Annotated in this window: 22 protein-coding genes and 2 tRNA genes; 14 read left to right on the forward strand and 10 right to left on the reverse strand. The window is 61.7% G+C overall.

Features of this window, described 5'->3' with window-relative positions:
• Positions 1-18: 18 nt before the first annotated feature.
• The 6 genes from hisF to OSW16_RS25465 all read right to left on the reverse strand — a co-directional run bounded on the left by hisF (position 19) and on the right by OSW16_RS25465 (position 5,299).
• Complete coding sequence (gene hisF, locus OSW16_RS25440) at positions 19-789, reverse strand: imidazole glycerol phosphate synthase subunit HisF (RefSeq protein ID WP_267819386.1); 771 nt, start codon at positions 787-789, stop codon at positions 19-21.
• A gap of 10 nt (positions 790-799) precedes the next feature.
• A complete protein-coding gene (gene hisA / locus OSW16_RS25445; protein ID WP_003255731.1) occupies positions 800-1,537 on the reverse strand; it encodes a 1-(5-phosphoribosyl)-5-[(5-phosphoribosylamino)methylideneamino]imidazole-4-carboxamide isomerase in 738 nt (245 codons plus the stop codon).
• A 112-nt stretch (positions 1,538-1,649) separates the two neighbouring features.
• On the reverse strand, positions 1,650-1,910 hold the full coding sequence (locus tag OSW16_RS25450; RefSeq protein ID WP_241805582.1) for a DUF2164 domain-containing protein: 261 nt from the start codon (positions 1,908-1,910) through the stop codon (positions 1,650-1,652).
• A complete protein-coding gene (hisH, locus tag OSW16_RS25455) occupies positions 1,911-2,549 on the reverse strand; it encodes an imidazole glycerol phosphate synthase subunit HisH (protein ID WP_267819388.1) in 639 nt (212 codons plus the stop codon).
• Positions 2,550-3,143 carry an imidazoleglycerol-phosphate dehydratase HisB gene (hisB, locus tag OSW16_RS25460; RefSeq protein ID WP_012316676.1) on the reverse strand — a complete coding sequence of 198 codons (594 nt, stop codon included), beginning with the start codon at positions 3,141-3,143 and terminating at the stop codon, positions 2,550-2,552. It lies immediately after the preceding gene.
• Between the two features lie 497 nt (positions 3,144-3,640).
• Positions 3,641-5,299, reverse strand: a complete 1,659-nt coding sequence (locus tag OSW16_RS25465; protein WP_241805579.1) for an OFA family MFS transporter — start codon at positions 5,297-5,299, stop codon at positions 3,641-3,643.
• Positions 5,300-5,669: 370 nt separating this feature from the next.
• On the opposite strand from OSW16_RS25465, the gene OSW16_RS25470 reads away from it, so the two are divergent.
• From OSW16_RS25470 to OSW16_RS25495, 6 genes are all read left to right on the forward strand, one after another.
• On the forward strand, positions 5,670-7,913 hold the full coding sequence (locus OSW16_RS25470) for an AsmA family protein (protein WP_267819391.1): 2,244 nt from the start codon (positions 5,670-5,672) through the stop codon (positions 7,911-7,913).
• Positions 7,910-8,977: an A/G-specific adenine glycosylase gene (gene mutY / locus OSW16_RS25475; protein WP_267819393.1), complete on the forward strand. Its 1,068-nt coding sequence runs from the start codon at positions 7,910-7,912 to the stop codon at positions 8,975-8,977. Before OSW16_RS25470 ends, mutY begins: the two co-directional genes overlap by 4 nt.
• Positions 8,974-9,246 (forward strand): oxidative damage protection protein, encoded by a 273-nt coding sequence (locus OSW16_RS25480; RefSeq protein WP_125924973.1) that lies wholly within the window; start codon positions 8,974-8,976, stop codon positions 9,244-9,246. The genes mutY and OSW16_RS25480 overlap by 4 nt, the downstream gene beginning before the upstream one ends.
• 90 nt (positions 9,247-9,336) lie before the next feature.
• Positions 9,337-9,412: transfer RNA gene (locus OSW16_RS25485), tRNA-Phe, on the forward strand.
• A 190-nt stretch (positions 9,413-9,602) separates the two neighbouring features.
• Entirely contained in the window at positions 9,603-10,592 is a 990-nt protein-coding gene (ppk2, locus tag OSW16_RS25490) for a polyphosphate kinase 2 (protein ID WP_267819397.1), read from the forward strand.
• A 74-nt stretch (positions 10,593-10,666) separates the two neighbouring features.
• A complete protein-coding gene (locus OSW16_RS25495; RefSeq protein ID WP_241805575.1) occupies positions 10,667-11,110 on the forward strand; it encodes a hypothetical protein in 444 nt (147 codons plus the stop codon).
• Between the two features lie 646 nt (positions 11,111-11,756).
• On the opposite strand, the gene gabP is transcribed toward OSW16_RS25495, so the two are convergent.
• Positions 11,757-13,142 carry a GABA permease gene (gene gabP / locus OSW16_RS25500; protein ID WP_241805574.1) on the reverse strand — a complete coding sequence of 462 codons (1,386 nt, stop codon included), beginning with the start codon at positions 13,140-13,142 and terminating at the stop codon, positions 11,757-11,759.
• Between the two features lie 640 nt (positions 13,143-13,782).
• On the opposite strand from gabP, the gene OSW16_RS25505 reads away from it, so the two are divergent.
• The 5 genes from OSW16_RS25505 (at position 13,783) to OSW16_RS25525 (ending at position 18,047) form a co-directional block, all read left to right on the forward strand.
• Positions 13,783-14,556 (forward strand): ABC transporter ATP-binding protein, encoded by a 774-nt coding sequence (locus OSW16_RS25505; protein WP_012316684.1) that lies wholly within the window; start codon positions 13,783-13,785, stop codon positions 14,554-14,556.
• Between the two features lie 11 nt (positions 14,557-14,567).
• The gene (locus OSW16_RS25510) at positions 14,568-15,320 is read left to right on the forward strand and encodes an ABC transporter substrate-binding protein (protein ID WP_115273105.1); all 753 of its coding nucleotides are present in this window, start codon (positions 14,568-14,570) and stop codon (positions 15,318-15,320) included.
• Between the two features lie 55 nt (positions 15,321-15,375).
• A complete protein-coding gene (locus tag OSW16_RS25515) occupies positions 15,376-16,071 on the forward strand; it encodes an ABC transporter permease (protein WP_267819403.1) in 696 nt (231 codons plus the stop codon).
• Positions 16,068-16,757 carry an ABC transporter permease gene (locus OSW16_RS25520; protein WP_012316687.1) on the forward strand — a complete coding sequence of 230 codons (690 nt, stop codon included), beginning with the start codon at positions 16,068-16,070 and terminating at the stop codon, positions 16,755-16,757. Before OSW16_RS25515 ends, OSW16_RS25520 begins: the two co-directional genes overlap by 4 nt.
• A gap of 84 nt (positions 16,758-16,841) precedes the next feature.
• The gene (locus OSW16_RS25525) at positions 16,842-18,047 is read left to right on the forward strand and encodes a methyltransferase (protein WP_267819405.1); all 1,206 of its coding nucleotides are present in this window, start codon (positions 16,842-16,844) and stop codon (positions 18,045-18,047) included.
• Between the two features lie 282 nt (positions 18,048-18,329).
• Here OSW16_RS25525 and OSW16_RS25530 read toward each other — a convergent pair whose 3' ends face one another.
• Together OSW16_RS25530 and OSW16_RS25535 are read right to left on the reverse strand one after the other, a co-directional pair.
• Positions 18,330-18,602, reverse strand: a complete 273-nt coding sequence (locus OSW16_RS25530) for a DUF3077 domain-containing protein (protein ID WP_241805570.1) — start codon at positions 18,600-18,602, stop codon at positions 18,330-18,332.
• On the reverse strand, positions 18,599-18,874 hold the full coding sequence (locus tag OSW16_RS25535) for a hypothetical protein (protein WP_267819407.1): 276 nt from the start codon (positions 18,872-18,874) through the stop codon (positions 18,599-18,601). Before OSW16_RS25535 ends, OSW16_RS25530 begins: the two co-directional genes overlap by 4 nt.
• Before the next feature lie 542 nt (positions 18,875-19,416).
• Between OSW16_RS25535 and OSW16_RS25540 the strand changes: the two genes are divergently transcribed.
• The 3 genes from OSW16_RS25540 (at position 19,417) to OSW16_RS25550 (ending at position 20,457) form a co-directional block, all read left to right on the forward strand.
• Positions 19,417-19,671, forward strand: a complete 255-nt coding sequence (locus OSW16_RS25540; protein WP_267819409.1) for a hypothetical protein — start codon at positions 19,417-19,419, stop codon at positions 19,669-19,671.
• A 98-nt stretch (positions 19,672-19,769) separates the two neighbouring features.
• Positions 19,770-19,845: transfer RNA gene (locus OSW16_RS25545), tRNA-Thr, on the forward strand.
• Positions 19,846-20,133: 288 nt separating this feature from the next.
• Entirely contained in the window at positions 20,134-20,457 is a 324-nt protein-coding gene (locus OSW16_RS25550) for a helix-turn-helix domain-containing protein (RefSeq protein WP_011953230.1), read from the forward strand.
• Here OSW16_RS25550 and OSW16_RS25555 read toward each other — a convergent pair.
• On the reverse strand, positions 20,454-20,804 hold the full coding sequence (locus OSW16_RS25555) for a type II toxin-antitoxin system RelE/ParE family toxin (protein ID WP_267824126.1): 351 nt from the start codon (positions 20,802-20,804) through the stop codon (positions 20,454-20,456). The genes OSW16_RS25550 and OSW16_RS25555 overlap by 4 nt on opposite strands.
• Between the last annotated feature and the right edge of the window lie 26 nt (positions 20,805-20,830).

Genomic DNA, 20,830 nt, shown 5'->3' on the forward strand with positions numbered 1-20,830 from the left:
GCGGCCCCAATCAATCTGTCAGCGAACGACGATACCGCGGGCAGCCATGTAGGCCTTGGCTTCCGGCACCGTGTACTCACCGAAGTGGAAGATGCTAGCCGCCAGTACCGCGCTGGCATGCCCTTCCAGAATCCCGTCAGCCAGGTGCTGCAAGTTACCCACACCACCCGAAGCGATCACCGGAATCCCCAGCGCATCGCTGATGGCACGGGTCACACCCAGGTCGAAACCGTTCTTCATGCCGTCCTGGTCCATGCTGGTCAGCAGGATCTCACCGGCACCCAGGCCTTCCATCTTCTTCGCCCACTCGACCGCGTCCAGCCCGGTCGGCTTGCGCCCGCCATGGGTGAAGATTTCCCAGCGCGGCGCTTCACCGGGGCCAGACACCTTCTTGGCATCGATGGCCACCACGATGCACTGCGAACCGAAGCGGTCGGCAGCCTCACCCACGAACTCAGGGTTGAACACCGCGGCGGTGTTGATCGAAACCTTGTCGGCACCGGCATTGAGCAGGTTGCGGATGTCCTGCACGGTGCGCACGCCACCGCCCACGGTCAGCGGGATGAACACCTGGCTGGCCATGCGCTCGACGGTATGCAAGGTGGTATCGCGGCCATCGACGCTTGCGGTGATGTCGAGGAAGGTGATTTCGTCGGCACCCTGCTCGTTGTAGCGACGGGCAATTTCCACCGGGTCGCCGGCATCACGAATGTTCTCGAACTTGACGCCCTTGACCACCCGGCCGTTGTCCACGTCCAGGCAAGGGATGATGCGCTTGGCCAGTGCCATGGTTCAGTCCTCAGCCTTGGTAGTTGTCGCAGAAGGCCTGGGCCTCGGCGACATCGAGGGTGCCTTCGTAGATGGCACGGCCGGTGATGGCACCGATGATGCCCGGGGCCTTGGCGTCCAGCAGGGCCTTGATGTCACCCAGGTTGTGGATACCGCCCGAAGCGATCACCGGAATGCGGGTGGCTTCGGCCAGTGCCTTGGTGAACGGCACATTGCAGCCCTGCATCATGCCGTCCTTGGCGATGTCGGTGTAGACGATCGCCGAGACGCCATCGGCCTCAAAGCGCTTGGCCAGGTCGATGACCTGCACCGAGCTCACTTCAGCCCAGCCGTCGGTGGCGACGAAACCGTCCTTGGCGTCCAGGCCGACGATGACCTTGCCGGGGAAGGCCTTGCACGCTTCGGCAACGAACTCAGGTTGCTTGACCGCCTTGGTGCCGATGATCACGTAGCTGACGCCAGCCTTGACGTAGTGCTCGATGGTCTCCAGCGAACGGATACCGCCGCCGATCTGGATCGGCAGGTTCGGGTAACGCTTGGCGATGGCAGTGACCACTTCACCGTTGACCGGCTGGCCTTCGAAGGCGCCGTTGAGGTCGACCAGGTGCAGGCGGCGGCAACCACCCTCCACCCACTTGGCGGCCATGCTCACCGGGTCGTCGGAAAATACCGTGGAGTCTTCCATGCGGCCCTGGCGCAGGCGCACGCAGGCACCGTCCTTCAGATCGATAGCGGGGATAATCAGCATGCTCTTTCCTTCGTCAATTCAAGCGGCAAGCTGCAAGCGACAAGCTGCAAGCATGCGCGTCGTGTTTTCGATGGCGGTCCAGCTTTGGCTTGCAGCTTGAGGCTTGAAGCTTTCAGCTTTTTTCCAACGCCCACAGGTCGCTCTCGATGCTCTCGAACCGCTCCTTGAGGTGCAGCTGAACATCGGCAATCGCCCTGTTGTAGTAATGGGGTGCAATCTCTTTGCTGAACAGCTCGAGGACCTCAGCCACCTCGAACGACCCCAGCTGCAGCTCGAAGCGGTCTTCGAGGAAGCGCTTGAGGGTGTCGAGCGCTTCGCGCTCCTGCTCGGGGGCCAGGGTGATGACGGGGGCCTTGGTCTTCGACCTGCTCATTTACCAGCGCCCGTCCCAGACCACGAAGTTCTGCAGCAGTTGCAGGCCATGGGTATGGCTCTTCTCCGGGTGGAACTGCACGGCAAAGCGCGAGCCCTCGGCCAGCGCGGCAGCGAAGTCGACGCCATAGTGGCCGCGACCGACCACTTGCCCCGGCTTGCCGGCATTGATGTAGTAGCTGTGCACGAAATAGAAGCGCGCACGATCAGAGATGTCGTGCCACAGCGGGTGGTCGACGGCCTGAGTGACTTCGTTCCAGCCCATGTGCGGCACTTTCAGGTGCTCACCACCTTCCTGCAGGTCTTTACCGAAGAAGCGCACCTGGCCAGGGAACAGGCCGATGCAGTCGACACCGTCGTTTTCTTCGCTGTGCTCCAGCAGCGCCTGCATGCCTACACAGATGCCCAGAAACGGCCGGTCCTGGCTGACTTCACGCACCAGGCTGTCGAACCCCAGGCGGCGGATTTCGGCCATGCAGTCGCGGATCGCGCCCACACCCGGGAACACCACGCGGTCAGCCTCGCGAATCACCGCAGCATCGCTGGTGACCATCACCTTGCCGGCGCCGACGTGCTCGAGCGCCTTGGCTACCGAGTGCAGGTTGCCCATGCCATAGTCGATTACGGCTACCGTCTGCATTTACAGGCATCCCTTGGTGGACGGCATCTGCCCAGCCATGCGCTCGTCCTGGGTCACGGCCATGCGCAGGGCACGACCGAAGGCCTTGAACACGGTTTCGATCTGGTGGTGGGTGTTATGGCCACGCAGGTTGTCGATGTGCAGGGTAACCAACGCATGGTTGACGAAGCCCTGGAAAAACTCCTGGAACAGGTCGACATCGAAGCCGCCAACGGTGGCGCGGGTGTAGGGCACGTGCATCTGCAGGCCTGGGCGGCCAGAGAAGTCGATGACCACACGCGACAGCGCTTCGTCCAGCGGCACATAGGCATGGCCGTAACGGAAGATGCCTTTCTTGTCGCCGATGGCCTGGGCGAATGCCTGGCCCAGCGTGATACCGACGTCTTCGACGGTATGGTGATCGTCGATATGCAGGTCACCCTTGCACTCGATATCCAGATCGATCAGCCCGTGCCGGGCAATCTGGTCGAGCATGTGTTCAAGGAAAGGCACGCCGATATCGAATCGGGCCTTGCCACTGCCATCGAGGTTGATCGAGCACTTGACCTGGGTTTCCAGGGTATTGCGCTCGACGGAAGCCTTACGTTCGACCATCACCAGCTCCGCAAAATCATTGGGCGAAAAGGGCTACATTATAGGCCCAGAACGCTCAAGCTTGGAACGCGGATGACATATGGCATCGCAAGGGGCTGCTCGGCAGGCCGATCACCGGCAAGACGCCTCCCCCAAAGCCCCGCCAGAACTCAAGCCCAGCGGAGAAACCTGTGAGGGCAACTGGCTTGCCCAATGTCTAAAAGCCGGCGCATTCCAAGTGGGAGGCGGCTTGCCGGCGATGAGCCGCAAAGCGGACCCAGATGCTAGCGAGTCCCGTCGAGCGCGCTCGGGCTAGTGCAGCTCCGCTATGGGGGCTGCTGCGCAGCCCAATCGCCGGCAAGCCGGCTCCCACCTCGACCGCGCGATTCTTAAGGCCTGCGCTTTGCCTGCGCAAGCAACGGTCTTACCCATTTCTAAAAGCCGGCGCAATCCAGGTGGGAGCCGGCTTGCCGGCGATGAGGCCAGGACAGCCAGCCAGTCAGCTGGCTGTCATACCCTTAGTGGAACAACACCGCCGTCTTCTGCAGGGTAATCCACACCCCCCAGGCCAGCGGAATCACCACTACCGCCCACGCGATCAGCACCAGCGGCAGGCTGCCTGGCGCTGCATGCCACTCCAGTGCACGGGCGCCATCGGCACCTTTGTCGTGGCTCAGGGCACGCTCGGCCGCAAGCTCGGCATCGCTCATGAAGTGCTTGTCGGCTACCGGGCGCACCAGTAGGTTGCAGACGAAGCCCAGCACCAGCAGGCCAGCGAGGATGTACAGGGTCATGTCATAAGCCGCCGCACGCTCCACACCCGCGGCCAACTGATACTCACGCAGGTAAGTGATCAGCACCGGGCCCAGCACGCCAGCAGCGGCCCAGGCCGTCAGCAGGCGGCCGTGGATGGCACCGACCATCTGCGTGCCGAACAGGTCAGCCAGGTAGGCCGGGACCGTAGCGAAGCCACCGCCATACATGGACAGGATGATGCAGAAGGCCGCCACGAACAGTGCCACGTTGCCCAGATGGCCCATGTTCGGCACCAGGCTGTAGAGGCCCACACCCAGGGCGAAGAAGGCAAAGTAGGTGTTCTTGCGGCCGATGTAGTCCGAGAACGATGCCCAGAAGAACCGCCCACCGATGTTGAACAGGCTCAGCAGGCCGGTGAAGCCCGCGGCAATGGCGGCAATCTGCGCCAATTGTGCGGCGTTCAGCTCGCTGAAGCTCAGCTCGTTGCCCAGCAGCTTGCCAGCGAACACTTCCTGCAGCAGCGGCGACGCCATGCCCAGGATGCCGATGCCCGCAGAAACGTTCAGGCACAGCACCAGCCAGATCAGGGCGAATTGTGGGGTTTTCCAGGCAACGCTGACGTGCACGTGACGGTCGGTGACCATCGCATTGGCTTTCTTCACCGGCGCGGTCCAGCCTTCTGGCTTCCAGCCGGTCGGCGGCACGCGGTACGCCAGGGCGCCAGCGGTCATGAACACGAAATAGATCGCCGCCATGACCACGAAACTCTGCCATACGCCGACTTCATGCTCATTGCCGAAGTGCCCCATCAGCGCTGTGGCTAGCGGTGCACCGACCATGGCACCGCCGCCAAAGCCCATGATCGCCATGCCAGTGGCCATGCCGCGTTTGTCCGGGAACCACTTGATCAAGGTCGAAACCGGCGAGATGTAACCCAGGCCCAGGCCGATACCGCCGATCACGCCGGAGCCCAGCCACATCAGCCACAGCTGATGGGTCTTCACGCCAATTGCCGAAATCAGCATGCCGCCGCACCAGCACAGGGCCGACACCAGGCCCGCCTTACGCGGCCCTGCGTGCTCCAACCAACCGCCCAGCACCGCTGCCGAGCAACCCAGGAACACGAAGAACAGGGTGTAGATCCAGCTCAGCATGGAAATGGGCCAATCGCACTCGGCGCTGAACATGCGAGCAATGAAGCCCATGTCCGCCGAGCACGCTACCGGGGCGGTGATGCCGATGGCTTGGGAAAGCGGCAACCAGAACACGGAAAAACCGTAGGCCATGCCGATACACAGGTGAATGGCCAGCGCGGCCGGGGGTACCAGCCAGCGGTTGAAACCGGGGCGGGCGATGATGCGCTCCTTCGACAAGAAGCTGGGCGCGCTGGCCACCGCTCCTGCCGTGATACTGCTGTTCATGGATGTGATCCTTTTGTAGGTAGACGATGCGTGCGCATTGAATGCCCGGCTCTTTTGCTGGCACGTAAGGCTCGGCCGTTTCATGGCAACGTTCCGCGACAATACGTCGCGGCCGCTTCGCAGGCGCCGAAAGAGTACCAGTTCGCCTATGACATGAAAGCAATCTGATATCGTTATTTTTCGAACGGCTGAATCGGTATTGCTGGCGCTACAGCTAAAAGGAACTGCCCAAACCACAACTGTCGAAAGCCACAACACCTGATCAATCGGTAGGAAATGCTCTGTATCTCTTGTCGAATACTCTGGGCATACCACTGCGGCGCTATACTCTGGCGCTTGAAAATCAAATACGGACTACAAGGACTCGCCCATGAAAGCGTTCGGCAAACTCCTGGGACTGGGGCTTCTCGGGTTGCTGCTGATCATCGTGGCGCTGGGCTTCGCCCTGACCCACCTCTTCGATCCCAACGACTATAAAGACGAGATCCGCCAGTTGGCGCGCGACAAGGCCCACGTCGAGCTGACCCTCAATGGCGACATCGGCTGGAGCCTGTTCCCCTGGCTGGGCCTGGAGCTTCACGAGGCCAGCATCGCCACCTTGAACAAGCCCAAGGAGCCGTTCGCCGACCTGCAGATGCTTGGCCTGTCGGTCCGCGTGCTGCCCTTGCTGCGCCGTGAAGTGCAGATGAGCGATGTGCGCGTCGAAGGCCTGAACCTGACCCTGAACCGTGATGAACAGGGCCATGGCAACTGGGAAGACATCGGCAAACCGCTGCCTGCGCAGACCGGCCCAACCGCCAGTGCACCTGCGCCTGCAGATCAGCCCAACGCCTCTGCAGAAAGCAGCAGCGAACGTGCGGTCAAGCTCGACATCGACAGCCTGACCGTGAACAACGCCCGCGTGCACTACAGCGATGCCAAGACCGGCCAGAGCTACAGCGCCGAAAGCATCCAGCTGAGCACCGGCCCGATTCACGAGGGTGCGAACATCCCGCTCAAGGCCAGCGCCTTCCTCAGCGCCAGCCAGCCGAACATGAAGGCACGCACCGAACTTGCCGGCGAGCTGCGCTTTGACCGCAAGCTCAAGCGCTACAACTTCGAGGACATGCGCCTGTCCGGCGAAACCTCGGGCGAGCCGCTGGCCGGCAAGACCATGACCTTCGCGGCCCAAGGCCAGCTGCTGGTCGACATGGCAGCCAACGTCGCCACTTGGAACGGCCTGAAAATCTCGGCCAACCAGCTGCGCGCCCTGGGCGAGCTCAACCTGCGCGACCTGGACAAGACGCCGCAGCTCAGCGGTGGGCTGTCCATCGCCCAGTTCGACCTGCGCACCTTCCTCGATGGCATCGGCCACCCCCTGCCGGCCACCAGCGACCCCGCCGCCTTCAACAAGCTGGAGCTGGTCAGCCGCCTGCAGGGCACGCCAAACAGCCTGGCCCTGGAAGACCTTGCGGTAAAACTCGACGACAGCACCTTCACCGGCCGCGTTGCCGTCGAGGACTTTGCCAAGCAAGCGTTGCGCTTGCAGCTCAAGGCCGACACGTTCGACGCCGACCGCTACATGCCAGCCAAGAGCGATGAAGCCAAGGGTGCCACCGCAGCGCGCCAGAACGAGGTCAAGCAACAGGAAGCCAGCGCCATCGCCGGTGCCGGCAGTTCTCCGCTGCCTAACGCCCCCACCCAGGTCGCCTGGAGCAACGACAAGCTGCTGCCGGTGGACCGCCTGCGCACGCTCGACCTGCAGGCCGACCTGGCCTTCGGCTCACTGACCCTGGACAAGCTGCCGATCAACGACGCGCAACTGCAAGCGAACGGCCAGGGCGGCCTGATCACCCTGCAGACCCTGCGCGGCGGCCTCTATAACGGCAGCTTCGAAGCCAAAGGCACCGTCGATGTGCGCCCAGCCGTGCCGCAGATTGGCGTCAACACCAAGATCAACCGCGTGCCGGTCGAGCACTTCATCAAGGCTGAAGACAAAGACCAGGCCCCGCCGGTCAAAGGCCTGCTGACCCTCAGCAGCGACCTCACAGCCACCGGTAACAGCCAGAAGGCACTGGTGGACACCCTCAACGGCAACGCAAACTTCACCATCAACGACGGCGTGCTGGTCAACGCCAACCTGGAACAGCAACTCTGCCAGGCCATCGCCACGCTGAACCGCAAGACCCTCAGCGGCGAGCCACGCGGCAAGGACACACCGTTCCAGGAGTTGCGCGGCAGCCTGGTGGTGCGCAACGGCGTGGCCAGCAACCCGGACCTCAAGGCACGCATCCCAGGCCTGACCGTCAACGGCCACGACGACCTGGACCTGCGCGTGCTCGGCATGGACTACAACGTCGGGGTGATCGTCGAAGGTGACCAGCGCGCCATGCCCGACCCGGCCTGCCAGGTGAACGAGCGTTACGTCGGCGTCGAACTGCCGCTGCGTTGCCGTGGCCCGCTGGAGCTTGGCGCCAAGGCCTGCCGCCTTGACCAGGACGGCCTGGGCAAGGTTGCCGCCAAGCTGGCCGGCAACCGCCTCAAAGACAAGATCGATGAAAAACTTGATGAAAAACTCGGAGACAAAGTGAGCCCAGAATTGAAAGACGCGCTCAAGGGGCTGTTCAAGCGATGAGCCCTGCGCAGTTCTCCAGCGCCGTGCTGGACTGGTACGACCAGCACGGCCGGCACGACCTGCCCTGGCAGCAAGGCATCAACCCTTACCGGGTGTGGGTGTCGGAAATCATGCTGCAACAGACCCAGGTCAGCACCGTGCTGAACTACTTCGACCGCTTCATGCAGGCCCTGCCCACCGTGCAGGCGCTGGCCGAAGCCCCGGAGGACGAGGTGCTGCACCTGTGGACCGGCCTGGGTTACTACACCCGCGCACGCAACCTGCAGAAGGCCGCGAAGATCGTCGTCGAGCAATACGGCGGCGAGTTCCCGCGCAGTGTCGAACAGCTTACCGAGCTGCCAGGTATCGGCCGCTCCACCGCCGGTGCCATTGCCAGCATCAGCATGGGTATCCGTGCGCCGATCCTCGACGGCAACGTCAAACGCGTGCTGGCCCGCTTCACCGCCCAGGCCGGTTACCCGGGCGAGCCGAAGGTGGCCAATGCCCTATGGGCCACTGCCGAGCGCTTCACCCCGCAACAACGCGCCAACCACTATACCCAGGCGATGATGGACCTGGGCGCCACGCTGTGCACCCGCGGCAAGCCAACTTGCCTGCTGTGCCCCGTGCGCAGCGGCTGCGAAGCGCATCTGCATGGCGAAGAAACGCGCTACCCCGAACCCAAACCGCGCAAGGCTCTGCCCCAGCGACGCACGCTGATGCCGCTGTTGGCCAACCATGAAGGCGCCATCCTGCTGTACCGGCGCCCGTCCACCGGCCTTTGGGGCGGCCTGTGGAGCCTGCCGGAGCTGGACGCCATCGAGCAGCTCGATGACCTGGCCTACCAGCATGGCCTGCGCCTGGCCGAAAGCCGCGCGCTGGACGGCCTGACCCATACCTTCAGCCATTTCCAGCTGGCGATCGAGCCATGGCTGGTGCGTGTCGACCCCGTCGGCCAGCACGTGGCCGAGGCCGACTGGCTCTGGTATAACCTCGCCACCCCGCCGCGCCTGGGCCTCGCCGCCCCGGTCAAAAAGCTGCTCAAACGCGCGGCCGACGAACTGATTGCAGGAGATGCCCGATGACCCGCACCGTGATGTGCCGCAAATACAAAGAACAACTGCCAGGCCTGGAGCGCCCGCCTTACCCCGGCGCCAAGGGCCAGGACATCTTCGAGCACATCTCGCAGCAAGCCTGGGCCGACTGGCAGAAGCACCAGACCATGCTGATCAACGAGAAGCGCCTGAACATGATGAACGCCGAGGACCGCAAGTTCCTTCAGGGTGAGATGGACAAGTTTTTCGCCGGCGAAGATTACGCGCAGGCGGAAGGTTACGTTCCACCGGCCGAATGACCCTGAAAATCGTAAGCGACGGAATTAATTTAAAATTTTTTCAAAAAGTCGTTGACGAGCGGTCTGGAAATCTATTTAATTCACCTCGTCGCCCAGATAGCTCAGTCGGTAGAGCAGAGGATTGAAAATCCTCGTGTCGGCGGTTCGACTCCGTCTCTGGGCACCACCTTCAGCTTCTGGTGGTTGCAAAGTTACCCGAAGCGACAACAAGAAACCCGCCTAGTGCGGGTTTTTTGTTGTCTGGAATTTTTCAGCCTGTTTGCCTACCCCGTAGAGTTGACCCGCATCAACTAACCCCCTCTCGCTCAAACCCACAATTGCAGGCGAACATTCGAATCGACCTCGCAAGGACCTCCATGAGCGAAGAATCCCCCCTCCTGCTCCCCGCCCCCGCAGAACCGACGCCCAGCACCGCACCAAAGCCTCGCGCCCGCCGCGCCCGTCAGCGCAAACCTGAGCCCTCCATCACCCAGGTCAGCCAGGAACCGGCCGCCCTGGAAGTGGCCAGCGCGCCGAAAGGCAGCAACGAGGACAGCACCTCTGCCCGGCTGCCGGCGAGCTACCCCTACCCCACCCGCATGCGCCGCCAGGAATACGAAAAGGCCAAGCACGCGCTGCAGATCGAGCTGCTGAAGGTACAAAGCTGGGTCAAGGACACCGGCCAGCGCGTGGTGGTGCTGTTCGAAGGGCGGGATGCGGCAGGCAAGGGCGGCACCATCAAGCGCTTCATGGAGCATCTGAACCCACGGGGTGCGCGCATCGTCGCGCTGGAGAAACCTTCCGAGCAGGAAAAGGGCCAGTGGTATTTCCAGCGCTACATCCAACACCTGCCCACGGCGGGTGAAATGGTGTTCTTCGACCGCTCCTGGTACAACCGCGCCGGGGTCGAGAAGGTGATGGAATTCTGCACACCGCTGCAGTACCTGGAGTTCATGCGCCAGGCGCCGGACCTGGAGCGCATGCTGTGCAACAGCGGCATCCTGCTGTTCAAGTACTGGTTTTCGGTGAACCGGGAAGAGCAGCTGCGCCGCTTCATCTCACGCCGGGACGACCCGCTCAAGCACTGGAAGCTCTCGCCTATCGACATCAAGTCACTGGATAAGTGGGAGGACTACACCGCCGCCAAAGAGGCGATGTTCTTCCACACCGACACTGGCGATGCACCGTGGACGGTGATCAAGTCCGATGACAAGAAGCGTGCGCGGATCAACTGCATCCGGCATTTCCTGCATTCGCTGGATTACCCGGGCAAGGACCCCAGCGTGGCGTACGCGCCGGATGACTTGCTGGTTGGCCGGGCTTCGCGCGGGTTCGAGGAGGATGAAAGTTGTGCGCCTGAGCGCTGAATGGCCGGGGCTTGGGTTTCCCGGGCAATTAGGCTTCAATACGCACATTTTCGCCCCCAAGGATTTCCAGCCCCATGGCCACCACTACCAAGCAACAGAAACGCGCCAAACGCGCCGCCAGCAAGGCCAAGCAAAACCGCATGGTACGCAGCGGCCAGGCCGTGAAACCCAGCGCCGGTGACAGCGCCAGTGTCGAGCAGGTGTTCAACAAGGCCATGGAAACCGACAGCTACAAAGAGCTGTTCGTGAAGATGAAGGCCGCCCAGGAGACCAGCCTGGTTTCGATGATCTCGGTGTTCCTGGTGGACCCGCTGCTGGCACTGGTGCTCAAGGGCCACAAGGAAGAGCACGCCACCGACTACATCGTGCTGGTATTCAACGCTTATCGCACCTGGCTCGATGGCGCCGACGAAGACACCACCATGGCCTGGCTGGAGAGCGACGAGTTCCAGGAAGCCTATATCGCCGCTTCCGAATTGGTGGCCAAGCAGCAACAGCAGCAGAAACAGTTCGGCTGAATGTTCACCGGCCTTGTCAGCGCAATTCGATGCCCTTGCCGGTGAGTTCTTTGCGCCACCGTCTGTGCTGCGCTGCCTAACCCTGTGAAAACACCTGTCTTGCCCAATTGCTAAAAGCCGCGCAATCCATGTGTGTGTGTGGCTTGCCGGCGATGGGCCGCAAAGCGGCCCCAAATGCTCGCGGGCCCCGTCGAGCCTGCTCAGGCTATTACACTCCGCTATGGGGCTGCTGCGCAGCCCATCGCCGGCAAGCCGGCTCCCACCACGACCGCGCAGCTCTTCAGGCCTGTGCTTTGCCTGTACAAGCAACCGTCTTGCCCAATTTCTAAAAGCCGCGCAATCCATGTGGGCTGGCTTGCCGGCGATGGGCCGCAAAGCGGCCCCAGATGCTCGCGGGTCCCGTCGAGCCTGCTCAGGCTATTACAGCTATGGGGCTGCTGCGCAGCCCATCGCCGGCAAGCCGGCTCCCACCACGACCGCGCAGCTCTTCAGGCCTGTGCTTTACCTGGACGCAGCTGTCTTGCCCAATTTCTAACAGACGACGCAAATCCATGTGGCCGGCTTGCCGGCGATAGGGCCAGCCCAGGCACACAAAAAAGGCCGCACCCCTCGCAGGGCGCGGCCTTTGCCTTGAAGCCAGCGCGGATCAGTGATCCAGCGCCACCCGCCCGGCAACCTGCCGCTTGCGTTGCACCAGCAAGCCAGCCGCCACCACACCAATACTCAGCAGTGCAGTCGCAATGATCTCCGCACGGTGATCCTCACGCAGCGCCATCACCACCAGCACGGCAACGATGAAGACAATGCTCGCCCAGGTCAGCCCTGGGAACAGCCACATCTTGAAGACGATCTTTTCACCACGCGCTTCACGCTGGCTACGCATGCGCAGCTGCGAAACGGCGATCACCAGGTAAACCAGCAGCGCGATGGCGCCGGAGCTCGCCAGCAGGAACTCGAACACCTGGGCAGGCGCCACGTAGTTGGCGAACACACACAGGAACGCCGCCGCGGTGGACAGCAACACGGCCACATGCGGGGTCGCCGCCTTGGTGGTGCGCTGGGCGATGGCCGGAGCATCACCGCGCTTGCTCAACGAGAACAGCATGCGTGAGGAGGTGTACAGCGCCGAGTTCAAGCAGCTGGTTACAGCGATCAGCACCACGATGTCGACGATCAGCTTGGCATTCGGCACGCCGATGCGGCTCAGCACAGTCTGGTAGGAACCGGCCTCGGCCAGCGCCGGATCGTTCCACGGCACCAGGGCCACCACCAGGAAGATCGACACCAGGTAGAACAGGCAGATACGCCAGATCACCGAGTTGGTGGCACGGCTGATCTGCTTGCCCGGGTCTTTGGATTCGGCAGCAGCGATGGTGACGATCTCGGTACCCATGAACGAGAACATGGTGGTCAGCATGGCCGCCAGCACAGCGCCCAGGCCATTGGGCATGAAGCCCTGAGTGTCGAACAGGTGGCTGGCACCGCTGACCTGGCTGCTCGGCATCAGGCCGAACATGGCGATACAGCCAACAACGATGAAGCCAATGATCGCCAGCACCTTGAGCAGGGCGAACCAGAACTCGAACTCACCGTAGTTCTTCACACTGCACAGGTTGGTCAGGGTCAGCGCCAAGGTGATCAAAAGGGAGAAGGCCCAAAGGTCCACGGCGGGGAACCAGGCATGCAGGATGGCGGCGGCGGCGTTAGCCTCCAGCGGGATCACCAGCACCCAGAACCACCAGTACAGCCAGCCGATGGTGAAACCGGCCCAGCGGCCAATGGCGCGGTCGGCGTAAGTGGAGAAGGAACCGGTATCCGGCGAGGCGATCGCCATTTCACCCAGCATGCGCATCACCAGCACCACCAGGGTGCCCGCAGCGGCATAGGCCAGCAGCACGGCAGGGCCTGCAGCAGCGATGGCGTGGCCGGAGCCGACGAACAGGCCGGCGCCGATAACGCCAGCAATGGACAGCATGGTCACATGCCGTTGTTTGAGCCCCTGAGCGAGGTCATTGGAATTGTTACCGCTCATAAAACTACCTTTGTAAGGAGTGGACCGCCCGACTGTGGGTTAAAGCGCGCCCGGGGTTGATTTAGGCGTCACTGCAATCGGCGGTTTGCATAGGGCAATAAGCGGGCCACCTGCCCGGCACATTCGTCATATGAAGCTGGCAGGCCGCAAAACGAGCGGCCTGCAGGCCATTCGGCCAAGGCGTGACCGAAAGGCCATCAAAAACGGCAGGAAGGGTAAGATTACAGAAATACCCACTTACAATCGCACCAAAGGTGCTCCTCGGTAACACCTTTGCACCGTTGCAATGCAAAAAAGTGCAACCCTGCGGTACAACCCTTCGCGGCGGTTGGCCTATCGTTGGGTAGCCCCCGAATGCTCGCCAGCGACAGCACCTTTAGCCGCAAACGGCCCAAAAGCGCTTCCCAGTGCCGCCCAAAGCTGGCACCATCGCGCCTTTTTTCATCAAGGCTACGGCGCTGGGCGAGACCCTCGCGGACATCTGCGCGACGTTGCGCTGCAGCGATGCGACAAACTGCCCCAGCATTGCCCAAAGCCCCTTGCGACCCTGTTGGCCGCCCTGATGCCGCTATGCTAGCTTGGCGCACGCCAGGAAGGCCGCCAACAGCTGGGAACGCACCCGAACACATGAGGACCGCACATGGCCCAGGCCACGCCCGCGCTGGAAATCCGCAACCTGCACAAACGCTACGGCGACCAGGAAATTCTCAAGGGCATTTCGCTGACCGCGCGTGACGGTGACGTGATCTCCATTCTGGGATCGTCCGGCTCCGGCAAGTCCACCCTGCTGCGCTGCATCAACCTGCTGGAAAACCCGCACCAGGGCGAAATCCTGGTTGCCGGTGAGGCTCTCAAGCTCAAGGCCGCCAAGAACGGCGACCTGATCGCTGCCGACAACCGCCAGATCAACCGCCTGCGCAGCGAAATCGGCTTCGTCTTCCAGAATTTCAACCTGTGGCCGCACATGTCGATCCTCGACAACATCATCGAGGCGCCACGCCGCGTGCTCGGCCAGAGCAAGGCCGAAGCCACCGAAGCGGCCGAAGCACTGCTGAACAAGGTCGGCATCTACGACAAACGCCACAGCTACCCCGCCCAGCTTTCCGGTGGCCAGCAGCAGCGTGCTGCTATCGCCCGCACCCTGGCCATGCGGCCAAAAGTCATCCTGTTCGATGAGCCCACCTCGGCGCTCGATCCGGAAATGGTCCAGGAAGTGCTTAACGTTATCCGCGCATTGGCCGAAGAAGGCCGTACCATGCTGCTGGTGACGCACGAGATGAACTTTGCCCGCCAGGTGTCCAGTGAAGTGGTTTTCCTGCACCAGGGCCTGGTTGAAGAGCAAGGATCGCCGCAGCAGGTCTTCGAAAACCCGACCTCGGCGCGTTGCAAGCAATTCATGTCCAGCCACCGCTAACGGAGCAACACATGCAGACTTACAAGAAATTCCTCCTGGCAGCTGCCGCCACGCTGGTGTTTTCGGCCAACGCCATGGCTGCAGAAAAACTGCGCATGGGTATCGAAGCGGCCTACCCGCCGTTCAACAACAAGGACGCCAGCGGTAACGTGGTCGGCTTCGACAAAGACATCGGCGACGCCCTGTGCGCCAAGATGAAAGTCGAGTGCTCGGTCGTCACCTCCGACTGGGACGGCATCATCCCGGCCCTCAACGCCAAGAAGTTCGACTTCCTGGTGTCGTCGCTGTCGATCACCGACGAGCGCAAGCAGGCCGTCGACTTCACCGACCCGTACTACTCCAACAAGCTGCAGTTCATCGCGCCGAAGAACGTCGACTTCAAGACCGACGCGTCCTACCTCAAAGGCAAGATCATCGGCACCCAGCGCGCGACGCTGGCCGGCACCTGGCTGGAAGACACCTACGGTAGCGATATCGACATCAAGCTGTACGACACCCAGGAAAACGCCTACCTCGACCTGATCTCTGGCCGAGTGGACGGCATCCTGGCCGACAAGTACGTGCAGTACGAGTGGCTCAAGAGCAAGGACGGCATGAACTTCGAGTTCAAAGGCGAGCCTGTGGTCGACAGCGACAAGATCGGCATCGCCGTACGCAAGGGTGACCCGCTGCGCGAGAAGCTGAACAAGGCCCTGGCAGAAATCAAGGCTGACGGAACGTACAAGAAGATCAACGACAAGTACTTCCCATTCAGCATCGAATGATTCGCCCCGACCAGCGCGCCCTTGCGGCGCGCCGGTCCCTAGAACGACCCTGCCCATGAATATCGACCTGCACGGATTCGGTCCGGCCCTGGCGGCTGGCACCTTGATGACCGTAAAACTGGCGCTTTGCGCCCTGCTGCTGGGGCTGGTCCTGGGCCTGCTCGGCGCCCTGGCCAAGACCTCCCCGCTCAAGCCCCTGCAATGGCTTGGCGGCTTCTACTCGACCCTGGTTCGCGGCGTGCCCGAACTACTCTGGGTCCTGCTCATTTATTTTGGCACCGTCGGCCTAATGAACAGCCTCGGCGAAGCCCTCAACATGCCCGGCCTGGAACTCAGTGCCTTTGCCGCCGGCGTGATCGCCCTGGGCCTGTGCTTCGGCGCGTACGCCACTGAGGTGTTCCGTGGCGCCATCCTGGCGATCCCCAAGGGCCACCGTGAAGCTGGCCTGGCGCTGGGCCTTTCCAAAAGGCGCATCCTTTCGCGGATCATCCTCCCGCAAATGTGGCGCATCGCCCTGCCGGGCCTTGGCAACCTGTTCATGATCCTGATGAAGGACACCGCCCTGGTATCGGTGATCGGCCTTGAAGAAATCATGCGCCACGCGCAGATCGGCGTGACCGTGACCAAGGAGCCGTTCACCTTCTACATGGTTGCGGCCTGCATCTACCTGGGCCTGACCGTGGTCGCCATGACCGGCATGCACTTCATGGAAAAACGCGCCGCTCGCGGCTTTGCGAGGGCCGAACAATGAATTGGGAAGTGATCATCAAGTGGCTGCCGCGCCTGGCCCAGGGTGCCACCCTGACCCTGGAGCTGGTAGCCATCGCGGTCGTTGCCGGGCTGATCCTGGCGATACCGCTGGGTATCGCCCGCTCGTCGCGGCACTGGTACGTGCGCGCCCTGCCCTTCAGCTACATCTTCTTCTTCCGCGGTACACCGCTGCTGGTGCAGCTGTTCCTGGTCTATTACGGCCTCGCGCAGTTCGACGCGGTGCGCTCGAGCAGCCTCTGGCCCTACCTGCGCGATCCGTTCTGGTGCACGGTGCTGACCATGACCCTGCACACTGCGGCCTATATCGCCGAGATTCTGCGCGGCGCGCTGCAGTCGATCCCCAAGGGTGAAATTGAAGCGGCGCGGGCGCTGGGGATGTCCCGTGGCAAGACGCTGTTCTACATCATGCTGCCCCGCGCTGCGCGCATCGGCCTGCCGGCCTACAGCAACGAAGTGATCCTGATGCTCAAGGCCAGCGCCCTGGCCAGTACGGTGACCCTGCTGGAGCTGACCGGCATGGCACGGACCATCATTGCCCGTACCTACCTGCCGGTGGAGATCTTCTTCGCTGCCGGGGTGTTCTACCTGGTGATCTCGTTCCTGCTGGTGCAAGGTTTCAAGCTGCTGGAACGCTGGTTGCGGGTGGATGCCTGCCAAGGGCGTTAACGACCACCGGGCTGCTCTGCTACCCACCGCCGTCACGCCGGTTTGACGGCGGTGGGCCCTTCACCTCAACCAATGCCTAGCGCCATGCCCCCTTTTCTCCACAGCCACCAACTACGCGACCGCTTCCTGGCCCTCGACCAGTTCCTGACCGAGCACCAGCCGCTGTGGAAACCCAGGCCGTTCACCACCCTGTGCCTGCCCTGGGAAGCCGAACACCCCGCACTGTCCGCCCACCTGCGCCAATGCAGCCTGAGCGATGCCGAAGCCGACCTCGACCCGCAAGGCGTGCCCGCACCGTTTCCACACCTTGCCCAACAAGCCCAACGGCTGAGCGTCCTGGGCGAGCTGCCCGACATCGGCCTGCCGCCCGCCGCACACCGCCTGGACGTCAATGTCCCAGGCCGTAAGTGGCAGCAGATCGAGGCCTTCAGCCGCCGCCTGAGCTTCCACACGCAGACCCAGCACTGGCTGGACTGGTGCTCAGGCAAAGGCTACCTCGGCCGCCGCCTGCTGCAGCCCGGCCAGCAGCTGACCTGCCTGGAGTACGACGCCCAACTGGTCACCGCCGGCCAAGCGCTGAGTGACCACCACCAGCTACCGGCCACCCATGTGCGCCAGGATGTGATGGCAGCGGACAGCCGCCGCCACCTGGGCAGCGACAAGAGCGTGGTCGCCCTGCATGCCTGCGGCGACCTGCATGTGCACTTGCTGCGAGTGGCCAGTGAGCAAGGCTGCCGCCATCTTGCCGTGGCGCCCTGCTGCTACAACCGCATTCAAGGCGAGCACTACCAGCCGTTATCCACAGCTGCGCAGCACTCGTCGCTGCGACTGTCGCTGCTGGACCTTGGCCTGCCTCTAAGCGAGACCGTCACTGCCGGCACCCGGGTTCGCCACCAGCGCGACTGCTCGATGGCCAGGCGCCTGGGCTTCGACCTGCTGCAGCGCCGCCAGCGCCAGTGTGATGAGTACCTGCCCACACCGTCATTGCCGGTGGCCTGGCTGGCCAAACCCTTCGAGCAGTACTGCCGCGATCTAGCCGACCTGCGCGAGCTGGACCTGACCATCAACCCCGACTGGGATGCCCTGGAAGCCGAGGGCTGGCAGCGCCTTGCCCAGGTGCGCAACCTGGAACGGGTACGCAACCTGTTCAGAAGGCCACTGGAAATGTGGCTGGTGCTCGACCGCGCCCTGTTTCTCGAAGCGCAAGGCTACGCCGTACGGCTGGGGACGTTCTGCGATTATCCACTCACCCCACGCAACCTGTTGCTGCTTGCCGAGCGCGACCATTAGCACGGCACAACCTGTGGATAAGTCTGTGAACAAGCTTGTGATGAATGGTTGGATCCAAGCGTTATTTCAACCGTTCGGCTTATTCCCGCTGCAGCTGCAACCCCAGTAAAAACAGGCCTTTGCGCAAAGACCAGCGGTGCATGGGATCGGCACGCCTTTCGCGCATGGCGCTGATGCCTCTTGTGCATAAACAAATATTCGATTAGGCAAATGGCGCTGGATTGGTGCGGCTACTGCCTGATTGTGGGCGCCGGCTTGCCGGGCCCACGGGTGCGTTCCAAGTCAGTGCAGTTTGTTCTTGGCCATCTCGATATCGTTCATCAACGCCTTGGCCAACACGCTGAGGTAATCGGCGGCGCCCAACAGCTTGTGGTCATCTTCCATATCGCCTTCGCGCACCAGGTGTTTGATGTAGCCCAGCAATATCGAAACCTGTTCATAGGCGTGGTCTACAGGGATGCCGGGTTGTACGCGCAAGAGCTTCACGGGCGGGTTGCCGACTTCGAGAAACGTTTCGACACCGGCTGTGGTGAGGGGCTTTGTTTCAAGGCTCATGTGAACGACTCCCCATTCTGCGTATCGTCCCAGTTCCGCTTGGCATGCTGGATCAGTACATAGGCTGAGTAGGCCGCGTGGTTGGCGTTTGCCAGCAGGTTCAGGCCGGGCTCGCCGGCGTGGTCACGGCAGTGGTCGTCCAAGGTTTCGACTACGGCACGCAGGAGCTCGCCGGCGTGGGCGATGGCGTCGGTTGGGGAAATGTCGCTGTGGATGGTGAAGTACGGGGTGGTGATGAGAGGACGAGGTGGGTCTGGAACGATTTTCTTCATGGCTTAATCCTTATTCACTGAAAATGGATGCCACCAAATCTTTCTCACGGATTTGGGTGGCAGCCGTACGCGGGGTGAGAAACCGAGTGAATAAGGAAGCCCGGCCAGACCGAAGTCTGCCCACGTACGGCAGCCATAGGGCTACCACTTATTCACAGTTGGGTTCTCACACCCTGTCACCAGGAATCGGCGACCCGGGAACGGTATCCCTGAGGCACTTTTCCGCCAACAGTGAAGCTTCGGTAGCGCTCGTAGGATAATTCCCAAGTGCTCCGTTACTGAAGCATTTGGTTTTAGATTCAGAAATACCTTACAGCTGCGCTACGAGCGAAAGAGCACCACCGCATTTTTGAGAGCGGGGTTTAATCACGGAAAGGCGTGCACAGTGATCACAATGCGACGCAGATCCACCGCGAGCCCGGCCCAACGGTGTATGATCCGCCTCCCAAATCATTAAAAAGCTACGTCGCGCGCTGCCCCGCCAGCCCCGCGACCGTCTGGCGTTGCGCCAGAATCGACATGGACTAACGGACCTCGACATCGTGCCTCACGCCAAATCCCTTGCCCTGCTGACCTTCTCCCTGGCCCTGACTGCCTGCGCCAATGGCAGCGGCACCACGCCACAGCACACCAGCAACCTGGACTGGAACACCCCCGGCATGCAACTGGGCGGCGACAACGGCCTGCCCCTGCGCGTAGAAAGCCCCTGCCGCAAGCGTGGCTGCGATAACGACAAGCTGTTCTTCAACCCCGCCAAGACCGAACCAAACGTCAACACCATCCACCGCGGCTGGTAGGAAATTTCTCCTTTTAGGCCGGTGACTTAGGTCATTTTCAAACAATCGCAAGGAAGTGGTTTACAGGCGCCAACCGATCGTTATAATGACGCCCCATTGCCGGTATAGCTCAGATGGTAGAGCAACTGACTTGTAATCAGTAGGTCCCGGGTTCGATTCCTGGTGCCGGCACCATACGCAGTATCAAAAAAGGCTCACCGAAAGGTGGGCCTTTTTTGTTTTCCCCCCGCAGCGCCCAATCCCCTGCCTTACAGATGCCCTGAAGCCACCACGATCGGTGTAGGAGCTGGCTTGCCTGCGATGGGCTGCGCAGCAGCCCCAACCACCCCAAGCAGAAGCAATTCTCTGATCACCAGCCCAGCTCACAAACAGACACACCCTCCAACACAAACGCTTTGACTAGCCAACCAATCCCCACTACGATTTATCGCAAATTTTAGATATTTCTGCCGAGGCAAGCCAATGGCGCTTCAATTCCACGAAAGCCCTTTCCACGCCACCCACGACGCAGATACCGCCAGCAAAATGGCCTTGAAAATGGACCTGTCCATTTTCATCACTGACTGCATCAAAAAAATGGGCCTCAAACAGCATGATGCCGCAGCCAAGCTGAACGTAACCCAATCCCGCATATCCGAGCTTGCAAATGGCAAGATCGAGAAATTCACCTTGGACGCCATGATGGACATGCTGGACAAGCTCGGCTTTCGCACAACCCTGACCCTGCCCTCAAACGATGCAGGGTCACCGCCCCAGATCGTGATCACCCAAACGCCTGGCAGCTAAACCCTGTATCCCATTTTTCTCAGTTCTTGCTTCAACTCCTTCATCCGCTGTTCGGCGACCTGCATCGCGTGCCGGTCGGACCTGTTGGTCGTTTTTACGAACGAATGCAACACGACGACCATGTCTGCAAATTTGGCCACATACACGCATCGGAATGCAGGGCTGCCGTTGATGATGAGCTCAATCGCACCCGCCCCTACCGCCTCGGACAACGACGTGATCGGCCGCTCTGGGTCCTGGCCATACTGGATGCGTCGCAGGTCTTTACCAAAATCGTCCTGAACGTCTTTGGGAAGGTCTTTGTATTCACGCTCAGCAGCTGCACTCACAAACGCAAACTTTTTCAACGGTGTACCCACGGCGAGATGCTGGA

The organism is Pseudomonas putida, assembly GCF_026625125.1.
Lineage (GTDB): Bacteria > Pseudomonadota > Gammaproteobacteria > Pseudomonadales > Pseudomonadaceae > Aquipseudomonas > Aquipseudomonas putida_X.